15 protein-coding genes are annotated in these 14,844 nt (G+C 70.9%); 5 read left to right on the forward strand and 10 right to left on the reverse strand.

The genetic code is table 11. The annotated features are described in order from the left end of the window. Nucleotides 1–39 precede the first annotated feature (39 nt). Nucleotides 40–1,506 carry a glycosyl hydrolase family 18 protein gene (locus AB0N03_RS11035; protein WP_364368760.1) on the reverse strand — a complete coding sequence of 489 codons (1,467 nt, stop codon included), beginning with the start codon at nt 1,504–1,506 and terminating at the stop codon, nt 40–42. 151 nt (nt 1,507–1,657) lie between these two features. Here AB0N03_RS11035 and AB0N03_RS11040 point away from each other — a divergent pair, with 151 nt between their 5' ends. After that, the gene (locus tag AB0N03_RS11040; RefSeq protein WP_364368763.1) at nt 1,658–4,042 is read left to right on the forward strand and encodes a Tex family protein; all 2,385 of its coding nucleotides are present in this window, start codon (nt 1,658–1,660) and stop codon (nt 4,040–4,042) included. Nucleotides 4,043–4,349: 307 nt separating this feature from the next. Here the strand turns inward: AB0N03_RS11040 and AB0N03_RS11045 are convergent, their stop codons facing one another. The 6 genes from AB0N03_RS11045 to AB0N03_RS11070 are packed head-to-tail and all read right to left on the reverse strand — an operon-like array spanning nt 4,350 to nt 8,987. Continuing rightward, nucleotides 4,350–4,952, reverse strand: a complete 603-nt coding sequence (locus tag AB0N03_RS11045) for a helix-turn-helix domain-containing protein (RefSeq protein ID WP_364368766.1) — start codon at nt 4,950–4,952, stop codon at nt 4,350–4,352. Between the two features lie 48 nt (nt 4,953–5,000). Then, on the reverse strand, nt 5,001–5,414 hold the full coding sequence (locus tag AB0N03_RS11050; protein WP_364368769.1) for a hypothetical protein: 414 nt from the start codon (nt 5,412–5,414) through the stop codon (nt 5,001–5,003). Nucleotides 5,415–5,423: 9 nt separating this feature from the next. Then, nucleotides 5,424–6,038: a VOC family protein gene (locus tag AB0N03_RS11055; RefSeq protein WP_364368772.1), complete on the reverse strand. Its 615-nt coding sequence runs from the start codon at nt 6,036–6,038 to the stop codon at nt 5,424–5,426. A gap of 29 nt (nt 6,039–6,067) precedes the next feature. Then, nucleotides 6,068–6,838, reverse strand: a complete 771-nt coding sequence (locus AB0N03_RS11060) for a fumarylacetoacetate hydrolase family protein (RefSeq protein WP_364368775.1) — start codon at nt 6,836–6,838, stop codon at nt 6,068–6,070. Further along, nucleotides 6,835–7,281: a nitroreductase family deazaflavin-dependent oxidoreductase gene (locus tag AB0N03_RS11065; RefSeq protein ID WP_364368991.1), complete on the reverse strand. Its 447-nt coding sequence runs from the start codon at nt 7,279–7,281 to the stop codon at nt 6,835–6,837. The genes AB0N03_RS11060 and AB0N03_RS11065 overlap by 4 nt, the downstream gene beginning before the upstream one ends. Then, nucleotides 7,281–8,987, reverse strand: a complete 1,707-nt coding sequence (locus AB0N03_RS11070) for an acyl-CoA dehydrogenase (protein WP_364368778.1) — start codon at nt 8,985–8,987, stop codon at nt 7,281–7,283. The genes AB0N03_RS11065 and AB0N03_RS11070 overlap by 1 nt, the downstream gene beginning before the upstream one ends. A gap of 237 nt (nt 8,988–9,224) precedes the next feature. Between AB0N03_RS11070 and AB0N03_RS11075 the strand changes: the two genes are divergently transcribed. Further along, the gene (locus tag AB0N03_RS11075) at nt 9,225–10,778 is read left to right on the forward strand and encodes a DEAD/DEAH box helicase (RefSeq protein ID WP_364368781.1); all 1,554 of its coding nucleotides are present in this window, start codon (nt 9,225–9,227) and stop codon (nt 10,776–10,778) included. A 100-nt stretch (nt 10,779–10,878) separates the two neighbouring features. Further along, the gene (locus AB0N03_RS11080) at nt 10,879–11,235 is read left to right on the forward strand and encodes a hypothetical protein (protein WP_364368784.1); all 357 of its coding nucleotides are present in this window, start codon (nt 10,879–10,881) and stop codon (nt 11,233–11,235) included. A 13-nt stretch (nt 11,236–11,248) separates the two neighbouring features. Here AB0N03_RS11080 and AB0N03_RS11085 read toward each other — a convergent pair whose 3' ends face one another. Genes AB0N03_RS11085 through AB0N03_RS11095 form a run of 3 tightly spaced genes read right to left on the reverse strand, consistent with a single transcriptional unit; the run spans nt 11,249 to nt 13,999 of the window. Beyond that, complete coding sequence (locus AB0N03_RS11085) at nt 11,249–12,142, reverse strand: ABC transporter permease (protein ID WP_364368787.1); 894 nt, start codon at nt 12,140–12,142, stop codon at nt 11,249–11,251. Beyond that, a complete protein-coding gene (locus AB0N03_RS11090) occupies nt 12,129–12,920 on the reverse strand; it encodes an ABC transporter ATP-binding protein (protein WP_364368790.1) in 792 nt (263 codons plus the stop codon). The genes AB0N03_RS11085 and AB0N03_RS11090 overlap by 14 nt, the downstream gene beginning before the upstream one ends. A 20-nt stretch (nt 12,921–12,940) precedes the next feature. After that, on the reverse strand, nt 12,941–13,999 hold the full coding sequence (locus AB0N03_RS11095) for an ABC transporter substrate-binding protein (RefSeq protein WP_364368793.1): 1,059 nt from the start codon (nt 13,997–13,999) through the stop codon (nt 12,941–12,943). Nucleotides 14,000–14,141: 142 nt separating this feature from the next. Here AB0N03_RS11095 and AB0N03_RS11100 point away from each other — a divergent pair, with 142 nt between their 5' ends. Together AB0N03_RS11100 and AB0N03_RS11105 are read left to right on the forward strand one after the other, a co-directional pair. Then, nucleotides 14,142–14,420 (forward strand): hypothetical protein, encoded by a 279-nt coding sequence (locus AB0N03_RS11100; protein WP_364368796.1) that lies wholly within the window; start codon nt 14,142–14,144, stop codon nt 14,418–14,420. Nucleotides 14,421–14,456: 36 nt separating this feature from the next. After that, nucleotides 14,457–14,843 (forward strand): hypothetical protein, encoded by a 387-nt coding sequence (locus AB0N03_RS11105; protein WP_364368799.1) that lies wholly within the window; start codon nt 14,457–14,459, stop codon nt 14,841–14,843. Nucleotide 14,844: the final 1 nt, after the last annotated feature.

A 14,844-nucleotide genomic window follows, 5' to 3' on the forward strand; every position in this document is an offset into this window, starting at 1 on the left:
CCGGACCAGGTCCGGGAGGGCCTTCCACTCCGTGCGTGGTTACGGCAGGCCCGCGAGCCCGGCCGACACCGTGTTGGCGAACGCGTACCCGTTCGACGCGTCCCAGTTGATCGACCACGTCATCGCGCCGCGGATGGCCGGGTACGTCGTCGACGGCTTGAACGAGCCGCACGATGTCCCTCGCGCCAGGCAGTTCAGCGCCGACACCGTGTTCGACGGTGCCTGGTAACCGCCGCCCGCCGCCTGGGAGGACGCCGGGAGGCCGAGGCCCACCTGGTCCGCTCGCAGGCCGCCCTGGAGCTGGATGCAGGCCAGCGCCGTCAGGAAGTCGACCGTGCCCTGCGCGTACACGCTGCCGTTGCAGCCGAGCATCGTGCCGGAGTTGTAGTACTGCATGTTGACGACCGTCAGGATGTCCTTGATGCCCAGCGCGAGCTGGAAGTAGCCACCCTGCGTGCTCTGCATGTCGATCGTCTGCGGCGCCATCGTGAGGACCTTGCCGCCGCCGTTGTAGATGCTGCGCAGCGCCTGGCCCATGTACGTCGCGTTGATGCCGTTCTCGAGGTCGATGTCGACGCCGTCGAAGCCGTAGTTCGCGATCAGCGACTTGATCGAGTTGGCGAAGTTGTTCGCCGACGACGAGTCGCTCACGCTGATCGTGCCGTTCTGGCCGCCGACCGAGATGATGACCTTCTGGCCGCGCCCCTGGACCGTCTTGATGTCGGCCTTGAACTGCGCGTCCGTGTAGCCGCCGAGCTGCGACGACAGGCCCGGGTCGAGCGTGAAGCTCACCGCGCCCGGCGTGCCCGTGGCGTCCGCGAACGACACCGCGATGATGGTGTACTTCGTCGGGACGTCGGCCAGCTTCAGCGCCTTGGCGCCGTTGTAGAAGTTCTGCCAGTAGCCGGTCAGGACGTGCTTCGGCAGGTCACCCTGCGTGGGCGGCGGCGGGGTCGTCGTCGGCGGGGTCGTGGTGGTCGGCGGGGTGGTGGGGGTCGTGGGCGTCGTCGGCGGCGGGGTGCCCGGGCCGTCGAGGTTGACGTCGTCGGCGTAGTACGTCGGCTGGGCGTACCAGCCGTGCAGGTACACCGTCAGCGACGTGCTCGAGCCGGTCGTGAAGCTGAGCGAGAGCTGCTGGTAGCCGCTGGTGCCCGGCGTCCACGTGCTGGTCGTCGCGGAACCGGAAACGCCCAGGTAGACGTAGCTGCCCTGGACCCACGCCGACAGCTTGTACGCCGTGTTCGCCGAGACGGTGAGCGTCTGCGAGCACTGCGCGGTGTCCGACGACGTCGGCGACGCGCTCAACGCGCGGCTCCCGCTGTGGACCGGGGTGCTCACCGCGGTCGGGGTGGCGGTGCACGTCCAGCCCGAGGTGCCGGCCTCGAAGCCGGGGTTGGCCAGGATGTTCGCCGCCGAGGCGTTGCCGGCGAGGACGAACGTCACGCCGAGACTGAGCGTGACCACGGAAAGTAGCGAAAGCAGGGCTAGCCGGACCTTGGGGACCACGGGCGACCTCCACGACGGTGGTGAGGCAGGTCACCACAAAATGGACTAGACCAATCTGATTGTCAAGGAGCCCCATCCGAAAGTCGGGGCGGCGGAAACGGCAGAATGTGACGATCGGATCCACCCGAGGGCGAAGCAGGAGCGTGTTGCAGTGAGCGTGTCGGTCGAGCAGAGGATCGCCGAAGAACTGGGCGTGCGCGAAGGACAGGTCAAGGCCACCGTCGAGCTGCTCGACGGCGGCTCGACCGTCCCGTTCATCGCGCGGTACCGCAAGGAAGTCACCGGCATGCTCGACGACGCGCAGCTGCGCACGCTCGAGGAACGGCTGCGCTACCTGCGGGAACTCGACGAGCGCCGGCTCGCCGTGCTCGAGTCCATCCGCAGCCAGGGCAAGCTCGACGAAGCCCTCGAGGCGTCGATCCTCGCCGCGGACACGAAGTCGCGGCTGGAGGACATCTACCTCCCGTACAAGCCGAAGCGCCGCACGAAGGCCATGATCGCGCGCGAAGCGGGGCTCGAGCCGCTGGCCGACGGCCTGCTGAACGACCCGACGACGGATCCGCACGCCGCGGCCGCCGTGTTCGTCGACGCCGACAAGGGCGTCGCGGACGCGCAGGCCGCCCTCGACGGCGCCCGCTCGATCCTCGTCGAGCGCTTCGCCGAGGACGCCGACCTCATCGGTGACCTGCGCGAGAAGATGTGGGGCCAAGGCCATCTGGTGGCCAAGGTCCGCTCGGGCAAGGAGGAGGAAGGCGCGAAGTTCTCCGACTACTTCGACTTCTCCGAGCCCTACACCAAGCTCCCCTCGCACCGGATCCTCGCGATGCTGCGCGGCGAGAAGGAGGAGGTCCTCGACCTCACCATGTCGCCGGACGAGCCCACCGACGAGCCGCAGGTCGGGCCGACCGATTACGAGACGCGCATCGCCGCGAAATTCGGCATCACGCAGCAGGGGCGCCCGGGCGACAAGTGGCTCGGCGACACCGTGCGCTGGGCGTGGCGCACCAAGATCCTCCTGCACCTGGGCATCGACCTGCGGATGCGGCTGCGCCAGGCGGCCGAGGACGACGCCGTGCGCGTGTTCGCGGCCAACCTGCGCGACCTGCTCCTGGCCGCGCCGGCCGGTACCCGCGCCACGATGGGCCTCGACCCGGGCTTCCGCACCGGCGTCAAGGTGGCCGTCGTGGACGCGACCGGCAAGGTCGTCGACACCCACGTCATCTACCCGCACCAGCCGGCGAACAAGTGGGACCAGTCGATCGCCGAGCTGGCCGCGCTGTGCGCCCGGCACCAGGTCGACCTGATCTCCATCGGCAACGGCACGGCGTCGCGCGAAACGGACAAGCTCGCGATCGAGCTCATCAAGAAGCACCCCGAGCTGAAGCTGACGAAGGCGATCGTGTCCGAGGCGGGCGCGTCGGTCTACTCGGCGTCGGCGTTCGCCTCGGCGGAGCTGCCCAACATGGACGTCTCCCTGCGCGGCGCGGTCTCGATCGCGCGGCGGCTGCAGGACCCCCTGGCCGAGCTGGTGAAGATCGACCCGAAGTCGATCGGCGTCGGGCAGTACCAGCACGACCTGTCCGAGGTCTCGCTGTCGCGCTCGCTCGACGCGGTGGTCGAGGACTGCGTGAACGCGGTCGGCGTGGACGTCAACACGGCGTCCGCTCCCCTCCTGACCCGCGTTTCGGGCATCACGACCGGGCTGGCGGAGAACATCGTCTCCCACCGCGACACGAACGGGCCGTTCCGGTCCCGGACGGCACTGAAGGAGGTCGCGCGCCTCGGGCCGAAGGCGTTCGAGCAGTGCGCGGGCTTCCTGCGCATCCCGGACGGCGACGACCCGCTCGACTCGTCGTCGGTGCACCCGGAGGCGTACCCGGTGGTGCGGCGGATCCTGACGAAGACGGGCACGGACCTGCGCGCACTGATCGGCAACACGCGGACGCTGTCCTCGTTGAAGCCGGCCGAGTTCGTGGACGACACGTTCGGGCTCCCGACGGTGACGGACATCCTGGCCGAGCTGGACAAGCCGGGCCGCGACCCGCGCCCGGCGTTCAAGACGGCGACGTTCGCCGAGGGCGTGGACAAGATCGGCGACCTGAAGCCGGGGATGCGGCTCGAGGGAGTCGTGACGAACGTGGCGGCCTTCGGGGCGTTCATCGACGTCGGGGTGCACCAGGACGGGCTGGCCCACGTTTCGGCGCTGTCGAAGAACTTCGTGAAGGATCCGCGCGAGGTCGTGAAGCCCGGGGACATCGTGAAGGTGAAGGTGTTGGACGTCGACGTGCCGCGGAAGCGGATTTCGCTGACGCTGCGGCTGGACGACGAGCCGGGTGCCGCTTCCTCGCGTGGCGGTGGCGGCGGCGGCGGTGGCGGCGGTCAGCGCCGCGGCGGTTCGGGCGGCGGCGGTCAGCGCGGCGGCTCCGGCGGCTCCGGTGGCGGCGGCGGCCGGGGCGGCAACTCCGGCTCGGGCTCCGGCTCCGGCGGCAGCGGTTCGATGGCGGACGCGCTGCGGCGGGCCGGGTTCGGCAAGTAGAACCTCAGTTGCCCACAGGCCGGCGGAGTTGTGGACAACTCCGCCGGCCGGCGGCGTTCCCGCGGGTTTCGTCAGCGGGCGGCGATAGACTGGAGCCGGGACGTTCCCCCCTGGGAGTGGTGGGGGCGCGTCCGGTCCCGGCTCGCCACCAGCCTCAGGCCGGTTTCGACGAGCAGCCACCCGAGGCGTTGCCGTCGCGTTCCGTGCCGCCGAGAGGGTCGGCGCCGGAGCGCGACCCGTCTCAGCTCGGTCTCCCGTTCGCGGACCAGGTCTTCCGCCAGCAGAAAATGCACCACGTTCGTCCCCCTCATTCGGACTTCGATGTGCCGGGTTCCTCCGGTCGCGCTTGCCACGGGAACGCCGACCAGTGCGCGATCACGTTGTGGTCGCCCGGCCGCGCGTCCCGGCGGTAGCGCTCGACCACCTCTTCGACCTCGGCGCTCATCGCGACCGCTTCCTCGGGCGTGAGGGACAGCCTCGCGTCGTTGAAAACGGCTTTGTCGTACCACTCCCCCACCCACCGCGGGAGTTCGCTGACGAACCGCGACTCCGCCTGGTAGCGGTGCTCGATCACCGATCGCAGGTAGATGTCCAAGGGAGCGGCGAGATCCGGGTCGTCAATGAAGTCGGCGGCTCGCATCCGCGTCGACTCCTGCACCGAGCGCCACCAGCGTTCGCGTTTGTTGCCGCGCTCGCTGTCCTCTTCGACCAGGCCGGCCTCGGCCAGCAGGCGCAGGTGCCAGCTGGTGGTCCCGGAGCTCTCGCCGACCCGCTTCCCCAGCCCGGTCGCCGTAGCGGGACCGTCCGCCTGCAGCAGTTCCAGCATGCGCATCCGCAGCGGGTGGGCCAGCGCCCGGAGCATCCGCGCGTCGATCGGGCGGGACGACTCGGCGCGGCGCTCCTTGGTCATGCCGCCACGCTACACCGCAGAGACTTCTCTGCAAAGCACTCTCTGCAATCAGCGCAGCGCGACCAGGCCTACCGCGAACAGCACCCCGGGCACCACCGCGGCCGCCGAGCTGATCAGCCCGGTTCCGCCGCCCCAACCCGCCGGGGACGCGTCGAGCACCAGCCGGCGCACCAGCGCCGCCTCCACCACCGCCGTCAGCAGGAACCCGAAGCCCACACTGAAGATCGCCGCCGCGCCGACGAAGAACAAGCCGGATGTCGACGCCGCGCCCAGCGGGGCCGCGATCTCCCACCGGACCAGCCCCGCGGACACCGCGAGCAGCGCCAGGAGCAGCACGAACGCGACGAGGAAGCCGATCCGCGCGGTCGTCTGGTGCTGGCCGTGCGCGAACCACCAGAACCCCGCGTCGAGCGCCAGGACCACCGCGGCGAGCACCAGGAACCCGGCACGGAACGTCAGCACCCGATCACCCTAGCCAGGCGGGACGCGCGCCATGATCGCGGTGGCGTGGCCGTCGGGGTCGGTGAAGAACGCCATCCACTCCTCGACCCCGGACTCGTGCCGGAAGATCAGGTGCGGCGCGCCGAGGAACTCGACACCCTTCGAGCGCAGCCCGTCGTAGGCCGCGTCGATGTCCGGGACGGTGAAGTACAGCACTGACTCCGCTCCGCGAGGCTCGCCGGCGGTCAGGAACAGCCGGGTGCCGCCGCAGTCGAAGAACGCCAGGTCGCCGAAGGTGTAGAGGTGCTCCAGCCCGAGCACGTCGCCGTAGAACGCCTTGGCTCGGCCGAGGTCCGCGACGGTGCGCGAAACCTGCCCGATCGGTCCCAGCACCGCCGCCTCCTCACCCGCGCGGCCGGCGAGCGCGCTGTCCGCCGGAGCGCCGCGCCACGCGCGCAGCTCGGCCCGCCCGGACAGGCCGAGCTTGCGGACCGCGTTGCCGACGTGGAACTTGACGGCGTCCCGGCTCGTGCCGCGCCGCCGCGCGATCTCGCCGTTCGTCAGGCCGTGACGGACCGCGTCGACCACCCGCCACTCGGCGGGGGTCAGCCGGTCGGGGTGCCGTGGCCGGCCGCGCTCGCCCACGCGCCGACGATAGCCCCGGATCCGCCGAATTACCCTCCCCCGGCGAACCGCGCTTCCACGCTGCCCAGCGCGCCGAAGTCGGCGACCACGTGCCCGCCGGCGTGGATCGGGCACGGCGGGGTCGCCGTGCCCGTCGTGACGACGTCGCCCGGCCGCAACGAACCGCCGTGGCGGGACAGCTCCATCGCCAGCCAGTGCAGGGCCAGCCGCGGGTCGCCGAGCACCAGGCTGCCGCTGCCGCGGGAGAACTCTTCGCCGTCGGCGTGCAGGACGACCGCCTGCCGCGGCAGGTCGAGGTCGCGCCAGCCCGGCACCGCCCGCCCCTCGACGAACCGGCCCGCGCACGCCACGTCGGCCAGCAGCTGCGGCCCGCCCGCGTGCTGGTGGTCGGTGTAGCGGCTGTCCGGCATCTCGAGCGCGAGGAACATCGTGTCGACGGCGTCGAGCACCGCGGTCAGCGACGGCGACGACCCCGGGTCGGCCTTGAGCCGGAAGGCGAACTCGGGTTCGGCGACGCCCATGGTCATGGTGTCGGCCGGCACCGGCTCGCCCTCGGCGTGGCGGAACCGCTCGAACATCACCCCCGGCAGCGGGCCGGGGACGTCGAGGTACTGGCGGGCGTACACGGTGGTCGCGGCGATCTTCCAGCCGGACACCGGCCCGGCCAGCTCGGCGAGCGCCGCCTGCGCGGCCATGCCCTCGGCGAGGTCACGCGGGCGGGCGTCGTCCGGCAGCCCGTCGAGGCGCTTCCCGGTCTGCCACGCGTCCCAGATCAGCTCCGCCGCCCGCTCTCGGTTCACCCTCGCGATCTTGCCAACCGGAAGACCGGGTGTCGATCGGCTTCCGCGGCGAAGGCTTCGGCGGGGTCGCGGAGCCCGGCGTCGAAGAAGGGTGCCGTCACGGGGATCTTGCGGACGTACGCGCGCAGCACCGGGCCGGCCGTCGCGGCGTCGGCCTCCTCGACCGCCCACGTCTCGCGCGTGCGGCCGCGCCACAGCCGGGCGGTGGCGTCGGCGCGCAGGTTGTGCACCCAGCCGACCTGCCCGTACGGCGAGACGAGCCAGCGGTCGCCGCCGACCTCCAGGACGTTGACCGGCGTGGTCCGGTCCACTCCGCTCTTGCGTCCCCGGGTGGTCAGCAGGTACCCGGTGCTCCCCGTGATCGGGAGCCCGCGCTCCAGCAACGCCTTCACCACCACGTTCGCGGCTTTCCGCGTCACGCCGAGCCGGTACTCCTTGGCCATCACGGGTGCATAGCGTAGACCCCGGAAAGCTCCCGGACGCGCATCCAGACGTTCTCGAAGCGCTCGGCGTCCACCACCGGCTTGCGCAGTGCGGCCAACGCGATCGCCTGCTGGGCTTCGGTCGAGCTCGCCTTGCCGTTCAGGTCCACCGCCGCGGCGCTGAAGTCCTGCACCAGCACCGCGAAGATCTGGTCGACGACGAGCGCGTCCAGGCCGGTGATCCGGGCCTGCTCCAGGATCAGCTGGCCGTACACGATGAGCGTGAACAGCTCGGTCAGCGCGAGCCCGAAGTCGAGGTCGGCCTGCTGGGCCTCGTCCGGCGTGGCCTCCGTCAGCAGCTTGACCAGGTAGCCGGCCTGCTCGGTGAACAGCGCGACGTTCGGGATGTCCGCGGCCTCGGCGTAGGCGGTCTTCCAGTCGTGGAAACGGATCTTCGACAGGCCGCGCGCCGGGCCCTGGCGGAAGAGGAATTCGTCGTCCGCGGGATCGGTGCGCGTCGGGACCGGCGCGTACTCCTGCGGCGCGAAGAGGTACGCGGGCATGAACTTCGCGATCAGCGCGAGGTTCACCGCCACGGTGCCTTCGAGCTTGGGCAGGCCGTCGATGTCGTTCTTGGACATCGCCAGGTAGGTGTCGGCTTCGAAGCCCTTGGCCGCCACGACGTCGGCGACCAGGCCGATCACCTTCTGCGCCTCGGTGGTCACCTTCATCTTGGTGATCGGGTTGAACAGCAGGTAGCGGCGGTCGTCCGGGTTCGCGCTGCGGAAGTAGTCGACAGCGCGGTCGGAGAACAGCTTCATCGCGGTGAGCCGGGCGTAGGCCTCGACGAACTCGCGGCGCACGTGCGGGAAGTTCGTCACGGGCTTGCCGTAGAGCACGCGGTTGTGCGCGTGCGTGATGGCCTCGTACAGCGAGTGCGTCGCCATGCCGATGCCGCCGAAGCAGAGGTTGAACTTGCCGATGTTGACGGTGTTCAGCGCGGCGCTGAAGGCCTCGGCGCCGACGTGCAGGATGTCCTCGGCGTGCACCGGGTAGTCCTCGAGCCGGAACTCGGCGACGTACATCTGCGACGGCACAACGTTCTTGACCACGTGGTAGTTCGGGTGCTCGGAGTCGGCGTAGAAGAAGACGTACTGGTCCGGGCCCTCGACGCCGTCGATGCGGCCGAAGACCGACACCGTGCGCGCGCAGTTGCCGTTGCCGATGTAGTACTTCGAGCCGGTGGCGCGGTAGCCGTCGCCGTCCTTCGTGAGCACCAGGTCGGAGGAGTAGATGTCGGCGCCGTGGTCCTTTTCGGACAAACCGAACGCGCCGACGCCACCGGCGTCGAGGGCGGCCGCCGCGCGCTCACGCGCTCCCGCGTTGCCGCTCTGCCACACCGGGCCGAGGCCGAGGATCGTGACCTGCCACGGGTACCAGTAGTTCAAGCCGTAGAACCCGAGGATTTCCGACAGCGCGGCGACGCGAGCGGTGTCCCAGCGCTTGTCCGGGTGGCCGCCGGCGTTCGCGGCGGGCGTCAGGAAGGTCGAGAAGAGGCCTTCCTCGCCCGCGAACTCGAGGAAGTCCGCGTAGAAGGTGCGCGCGTGGTAGTCCTCGGTGAGTTTCGCCTTTCCGCGCTGCTCGAACCAGTCGATGGTCGCCCGGAGCAACCGGCGCGTTTCGGCGTCGAAGTGGCTCGGGTCGTACTCGTGCGGGTTCAGCAGCATGGACGCTCCTCCTCGATTACTGACGGGTAACTTAGCAAGCCCCCTAGAGTGCGGGCAATGTCACTGGGGGTAGGTCACTCCCGTTCGGTACACTGATCATGCGGGCCGCTCAGTTCTGCCTCGGCCCGCTGTTGTTGTCGACTACCACGCGCCGCGGCCGTACGTAGGTCTGCGCCGGGCAGGACAACCCTTCTCAGGTTATGGAGACCAGGGCGTCGAGCGCGCCCACACGCACTTATGAGCACTTTCGCTGAACTCGGCCTGCCCGCCACCCTCGTGGACGCGCTGGCCGCTCAGGGCGTCACCGAGCCCTTCCCCATCCAAGCGGCGACCCTGCCGCACACCCTCGCCGGGCGCGACGTGCTCGGCCGCGGCCGGACCGGCTCCGGCAAGACCTACGGCTTCGTGCTGCCCCTGCTGGCTCGCCTCTCGGCGGGTCCGACGCGGCGCAAGCCGGGCCGTCCGCGCGCGCTGATCCTGGCGCCGACCCGTGAGCTCGCGACGCAGATCGAAGCCTCGATCCTGCCGCTGGCCAAGCCGCTGGGCCTCAAGACGACCACCATCTTCGGCGGCGTCTCCGCGAACCCGCAGATCACGCGGCTGCGTGACGGCATCGACATCGTCGTCGCCTGCCCCGGCCGGCTCGCCGACCACATGCGTTCCGGGCACGTGAAGCTCGACGCGATCGAGATCACCGTCCTCGACGAGGCCGACCACATGGCCGACCTGGGCTTCCTGCCCGAGGTGCGGCGGATCATGGACCAGACGCCCTCGCGCGGGCAGCGGATGCTGTTCTCCGCGACCCTGGACAACGGCGTCGACGTGCTGGTCAAACGCTTCATGACCGACCCGATCACGCACAGCGTCGACTCGGCGCAGTCGCCGGTGTCGACGATGGAGCACCACGTCCTGCACCTCGAAGAGACCCACCGGCTGCCGGTGCTGGTCGACCTGACCGCCGCCCCGGGCCGCACCCTGGTGTTCACCCGGACGAAGAGCCGTGCGAAGGCGCTGACGCGCAAGCTCGTGGCGTCCGGCGTCCCGGCGGTGGAACTGCACGGCAACCTCGGCCAGAACGCGCGCACGCGCAACCTCGAGGCGTTCTCGTCGGGCACGGCGAAGACGCTGGTCGCGACGGACATCGCGGCCCGCGGCATCCACGTCGACGACATCCGGCTGGTCATCCACGCCGATCCGCCGGTGGAGCACAAGGCCTACCTGCACCGCTCGGGCCGCACGGCGCGCGCGGGCGCGTCGGGCACGGTCGTGACGCTGATGACGGACGCGCAGGTCCGCGACGTGCGCGACCTGACCCGCAAGGCGGGCATCAAGCCGACGACGACCCAGCTCGGCCCGGGTCACCCCCTGCTGGCGGAGCTGGCCCCGGGCGAGCGTTCGTTCACGGCGTCGCCGAAGCGGCCGCCGGTGGACGACCGGCCGAAGAAGGTTTCCGCCACCGGCCAGGCGCCGGGCGGGGGCCGCGGCCGGCGCGGCGCTCCCGCCACTCCGAAGGAGAACCGGGGCGGACAGCGGTCTCGCGCCAACAGCCAGGAGGCACGCTCGGCCGCCGCTGAGAAGTCCGGCGGGCGCCGGTCGGGCGCCGCTTCGGGCGGTTCGCGACGCGCCGGCGCCGCGGCTGCCTCGGGCGGATCTCGACGGTCCGGTGCGCCGGCCGCGTCCGGTGGATCGGCCCGCTCGGGCGCCCCGGCCGCGGCCAACCGCCGCTCGGGCTCCGGCGGCGCGGCGGCTTTCTCGTCCGGCACCCGCGCGGGCGGCCGCCGAAGCCGCTGATCCGTACCGACGCTGTACCGACGGAACCCCGGACCTCCCGTCCGGGGTTCCGTCGTCTCGGCACGCGGCGCATCCGCGGATCGCGTGCGATGCTCTCGTCATGGACGACACGGACCTCGTGCAGACCGGCATCGGCCTGCTGGCGTCGGTCTACCGGCTCCGCCTGAACCTGCAGGGCGAAGGCGACGAAGCCGGCTCGAGCGGCTACCCCGAACTGCTCGAAGGGGCCCTCGACTTCACGTTGACCGCGGACTCGGCGGTGCCGCCGGAGTACGCGGCCGAGGTCCAGGAGGTCGTCAAGCAGGCCGTCGACGAGCTGGCCCGGCGCCAGGAGGCGATCCTGCGCGGCGTGCTGCTGGGGTTCGTCAAGGTCGTCGAAGCCTACGAAGAAGACGAGCCCGGACCCGACGTCCTGCAGCTCCTTCAGCAGCTCTCCCTCGAGGTCGCGGTGGAGTGAGCGCCGGCGGGCGCTAGAGCGACGAAGTCAGCCCACGGGCCCGCAGCACGGCGCGCTCCAGGGGCCGGAACACCAGCAGCTCGATCCCCACCCCGACCAGCAGGATCAGGAAGATCGCCGCGATCACCGTCTCGATGCTGTTCAGCGACGACCCCTGATTGAGATACGCGCCCAGCCCGACGCCCAGCTGCGGCGACAGCGCGATCAGCTCCGCCGCCATCAGCGAGCGCCACGAGAACGCCCAGCCCTGCTTCAGCCCCGCCAGGAACCCCGGCAACGCCGCCGGCAGCAGGATGTGCCGGGCCGACGAGAGCCGGTTCGCACCCATCACCTGGCCGACGCGCGGGAGGATCGGCGGGATCTGGTCGATGCCGGACACCAGGCCGTTCGCGATCGAGGGCACCGAGCCAAGCAGGACGACGAAGTAGATCGCGCCGTCGTTGATGCCGAACCACAGGATCGCGGCCGGCACCCACGCCACCGACGGCAGGCTCTGCAGCCCGGAGAGCAGCGGCCCGATCGCCGCCCGCACCACGCGGACCTTGGCCACGACCAGGCCCAGCGGCGTGCCGATGAGCACGCCGGCGAGGAAGCCGAGCGCGGCGCGGTGGACCGACGTCCAGACGAAGCCGAACACCTCGCCGGTGACGACACGGTTCCAGAACTCGTCCCACACCGCCAGCGGCGCGGGCAGCTGGGCCTCCGACCAGAACGCCGCCGCCCAGAGGATCTGCCAGACGACGACCAGCAGGACGAGCGCGAGCACCGGCGGCAGGAAGCCCCAGGCGAACCGCTTCCAGAAGGTCGGGCGGCGCTCGCCGACCGGGGCGTCGAGCGAGTCCAGTCCGGCGCCGACCGCGTCCAGGTCGGCCGCGGCGTCCACTTCGGACCGGTCAAGCTGCGGCATGGGTGCTGATCACCTCTCGCAGGTGCCCGGTGATTTCTTCGGTCAGCTCCTCGGAGTCGGCCAGCGGGACGTCCGTCCACTCGCGCACGACCTTGCCCGGCCGCGAGGACAGGAGCACGACGCGCTGCCCGAGCCGGACGGCCTCGCGCACGTCGTGGGTCACGAACAGCACCGACGTGCCGGTGCTGCGGTAGACGCGCAGCAGCTCACCCTGCAGGACGTCGCGGGTGATGGCGTCGAGCGCGGCGAACGGCTCGTCCATCAGCAGCAGCGACTGCTCCGGGTCGCCGCCGACGCGCAGGGTCGCGGCCAGCGCGCGGGCCAGCGCGACCCGCTGCCGCATCCCACCGGACAGCTCGTGCGGCCGCTTGCCGCCCGCGCCGTTCAGCCGGACGAGCTCCAGCAGCTCGGCGGCCTTTTCACGGCGCTCGGCGCGGCCGAAGCCGGCCAGCCGCAGCGGCAGCTCGACGTTGCGGGCCGCGGTCAGCCACGGCATCAGCGCGGCTTCCTGGAACATGACCGCGGGCCGCGACGTGTTCAGCGTGATCTTCCCCGCCGACGGCGCGTCCAGCCCCGCGACCAGGTTCAGCAGCGTGCTCTTGCCGCAGCCGGACGCGCCGAGCAGGCAGACGAACTCGCCGGGCGCGACGGTGAGGTCGACGCCGTCGAGCGCGACGACCGCGCGGCCGGCCGGGCCGAACGCCTTGCCGACACCGTCGAGCCGGACCGCGGTCGCGCCGGTGAAGCTGCTCCGGCCGGCCGGGAGGGTCGTGGTCATCGCTGGTTACCTCTCGGAGATCACTTGGCGAGTTCGGGGGCGTTCACGGCGGGCTGGTTCTTCTCCTTGAGGGCCTCGTTCAGCGGACCGAAGTCGGCGAAGCCCTTCAACGCGACCGCCGACTTCACCACGCCGGCCGTCACCGAGTCCTGCGCGAGCTGCGGGAACTCCGCCGGGATCGGGTCGGTGGTCAGTTCGATGCCGGAGAACGCGCGGTCGATCACTCCCTGGCTCAGGCTGCTGCCGGCCAGTTCCTTGAGGGCGCCGTTGACCACGGTCTTCGCGTCCGCCGGGTTGGCCTTCGCCCAGTCGATCGCGGCCAGCTGGCCCTTCAGGACGGCCTCGACGGTGTCCGGGTGCTGCTGCAGGAACTCGCTGCGCACGATGACGACGGTGGTCGGGAAGCGGCCGTCCGGCCACAGGGTCTTCTCGTCGACCAGGACCTTCGCGCCGGCGTCGAGCACCAGCCGCGACGACCACGGCTCGGGCAGCCAACCGCCGTCGAGCTGGCCCTTCTTGAAGGCGTCGAGCGTCTTGGAGTTGTCCAGGTTGGTGATCTTGACCTGGTCGGTCAGCTGCTTGCCGGCGAGGAACTTCTTGAGCGCGACGTCCTGGGTGTTGGCCAGCTGCGGCGTGGCGATCGTCTTGCCCTTGAGCTGGTCCACGCTGGTGATGTCCGGCTTGACGACCAGCTGCGCGCCGCCCGAGACGGCGCCCGAGATCAGCTGGATCGTCCCCTTGGACTTGGTGAAGGCGTTGATCGCCGGGCCCGAGCCGATGTAGGCGATGTCGAGCGAGCCGCCGAGCAGCGCGTTGACCTCTTCGGGGCCGGCGTTGAAGGTCTGGGTGGTGAGCTTGGTCGAGCCCAGCTCTTGTTTGAAGAAGTCCTTCTTGACGCCGATCAGCGCGGGCGCGTGGGTGACGTTCGGGAAGAACCCGATCCGCACTTCACCGGCGGACCCCTGGTTCGCGGCCGGGGCGGCGGTGTTGTCCGCGCGGGAACAGCCCGCGAGCACGCCCACGACGGTCAGGGCGGCCAGCGCCGAGGCCAGGAAGCGGGTTCTGTGGTGGGTGCGCACGTCGGCGTCGCCTTTCGGGGGTCGGTGTCGGGGCGAGGTTCGCACGGTCACCCACTAGGGCGCATAGCCATCCGCATCCCGGGAAATCCGCTGAGATTCCTTGACATCGGCGAGGCACGCCTCTACGGCAACCATCCGGCCCGTGGTGCTGGTGGCCACCTTGAGCGCGCCCGGCCTGGCCGGCGGCTACCTGTTCTGGCGGCTCACGGGGAAGGTCCCGGCCCGACGGATGGCCCCGCTGGTCGGTGTGGCCGCCCCGGTCACCGCGCTCGGGCTGTCCGGCCTGGTCACCGGATCGGCCTCCCGCGGTCACACGTTCGTGCTCGTTTTCATGGCCGTGCCGTTGCTGATCTTCCTGCTGGTCGCGGCCGTGCGGTGGCGGACCGTCCGGCGCACCGAGGCAACCTCCGACGTCACCTGAACGTGGTAGGAGTGACGACGGATTTCGGGAGGGAACATGACGAGCCGACGGGGCCAGGCAGCCACCGGCGTCCGCGTGGCGCTGGTCGTGCTGTTCATCGGGATGGGCCAGGCGACGTTCGAGTGGTTCAGGTCACTCGGGATGGACGCGGTGACGAGCCTGGTGGTCTGGGCGATCCCGGTCTTCACCGGGGCGGCGGTGACGCTGGTGCTGTGGCTGGCCTCGGACCGCGCCTTTTCCTTGCGGAACTGGCTGCCGGTGGCGGTGAGCATCCCGGTGTACCTGGGCGGGGCGTTCGGCCTGGTCACGGGCGAGGCGAGCCTGGTGGCGTCGATCGTCACGGGCGTCGGTCTCGGGATCGCGGTGGTGTCGGTGGCCGGGTTGCTCCGGTCGCGGCGGCGCTCGGAGCCGGTGCGCCGCTAGG

This window comes from Amycolatopsis sp. NPDC051061 (genome assembly GCF_040682935.1).
In the GTDB taxonomy this organism is placed as follows: domain Bacteria; phylum Actinomycetota; class Actinomycetes; order Mycobacteriales; family Pseudonocardiaceae; genus Amycolatopsis.

Coding starts and splice junctions, on each gene's coding strand:
- AB0N03_RS11105 (WP_364368799.1), top strand. CDS start 14,457: ATGACGAGCCGACGGGGCCAGGCAGCCACCGGCGTCCGCGTGGCGCTG.
- AB0N03_RS11045 (WP_364368766.1), bottom strand. CDS start 4,952: ATGACCAAGGAGCGCCGCGCCGAGTCGTCCCGCCCGATCGACGCGCGG.
- AB0N03_RS11075 (WP_364368781.1), top strand. CDS start 9,225: ATGAGCACTTTCGCTGAACTCGGCCTGCCCGCCACCCTCGTGGACGCG.
- AB0N03_RS11070 (WP_364368778.1), bottom strand. CDS start 8,987: ATGCTGCTGAACCCGCACGAGTACGACCCGAGCCACTTCGACGCCGAA.
- AB0N03_RS11085 (WP_364368787.1), bottom strand. CDS start 12,142: ATGCCGCAGCTTGACCGGTCCGAAGTGGACGCCGCGGCCGACCTGGAC.
- AB0N03_RS11065 (WP_364368991.1), bottom strand. CDS start 7,281: ATGGCCAAGGAGTACCGGCTCGGCGTGACGCGGAAAGCCGCGAACGTG.
- AB0N03_RS11080 (WP_364368784.1), top strand. CDS start 10,879: ATGGACGACACGGACCTCGTGCAGACCGGCATCGGCCTGCTGGCGTCG.
- AB0N03_RS11090 (WP_364368790.1), bottom strand. CDS start 12,920: ATGACCACGACCCTCCCGGCCGGCCGGAGCAGCTTCACCGGCGCGACC.